Source organism: Pseudoalteromonas sp. Of7M-16 (assembly GCF_022347805.1).
Lineage (GTDB): Bacteria > Pseudomonadota > Gammaproteobacteria > Enterobacterales > Alteromonadaceae > Pseudoalteromonas > Pseudoalteromonas luteoviolacea_F.
Genome location: NZ_JAKRFY010000067.1, coordinates 1 through 1,043 on the forward strand (window position 1 = coordinate 1; position 1,043 = coordinate 1,043).

Genomic DNA, 1,043 nt, shown 5'->3' on the forward strand with positions numbered 1-1,043 from the left:
ATATGTGACCGCAGATCCATGTATGGATCCGCGTAATGGTTGTACGCCTCATGGTGGTGATGATATTCAGACTGTAGACATTAATAACGAACCTGAACGTGTTTCGCCGATGCGCACAACACAGCTTGGGACTGGTTCAACGATTGCAATTGTTGATTATCTTAAAAAGTCCAATGGTAAAAATGATAACCCGACTATCATCATTACTAGTTACAAACTGACTAATGGTAAAAGAGTACCTGTCACAATGTGTCGGCCAGTTGAAAGATTTTGTGACATAATAGACATGGATGTGACTATCAACCCAGGCTCTGGTGTGACGGTTAATTTTGAGGAACGTGTAAATTCGCTAGCAGAAATAGAGCGTTACAATGCAATTTGGAAGTCACTATCTAAATTTTTTGAAGGTGAGTATACGTGCGTCATAGGTGAGACCGGTACTTCATCTAATGGCATTATGAAAGGACAGCTGATTTGTTATTGGAGCCCCTATTAACCTCCATCCGCTTAACGCAACTTTAGCGTCTCAATGAACGACTAATGTGTGAGCTAGGCGCTTCTGCCTCGTTCACACTTCTAGTATTGCCTTGCACACCAGTTTAAAATAGCCAAACACAGCTAAATCTTAAAGCTCCCCTTAGCTTTGAACAATGCGAACGCGACACAATCGCAGTAAATAGCCTGCTTTTTAGAGCCCATAAGCTAGGCGCTAAGAGGGGGAATAAGTTACGCATAAAACACTTTATTTCGCTTTTGAAGTGGTGGAAAAATCGCGAAGATTTATTCTACCTATACGTGTCCATTGATTAGGTCTTTGGGAATCATGCGACAAGTAAAATTAACCGACGACAAACAGACTTGAATTCATTAACAAGTCCAAGCAACTTTTATCGTATTACCGTGTTTAAGCTACTTAAATTCGGTAATACGTTTATCTAATCGGGCCCACACCTGACATTCCTAAGATTGAGTATTGAAATATTTTAATACGCTTCCCTTTAAATGGATAAATTCAATCAAAACTTTACATAAAAACCCCCACC

General features: G+C 40.0%; 1 protein-coding gene. It reads left to right on the forward strand.

Annotation, left to right across the window (positions count from 1 at the left end; translation table 11 throughout):
* The coding region (locus MHN81_RS27995) for a hypothetical protein (protein WP_239427383.1) at positions 1-496 on the forward strand (496 nt) is incomplete at its 5' end.
* Positions 497-1,043: the final 547 nt, after the last annotated feature.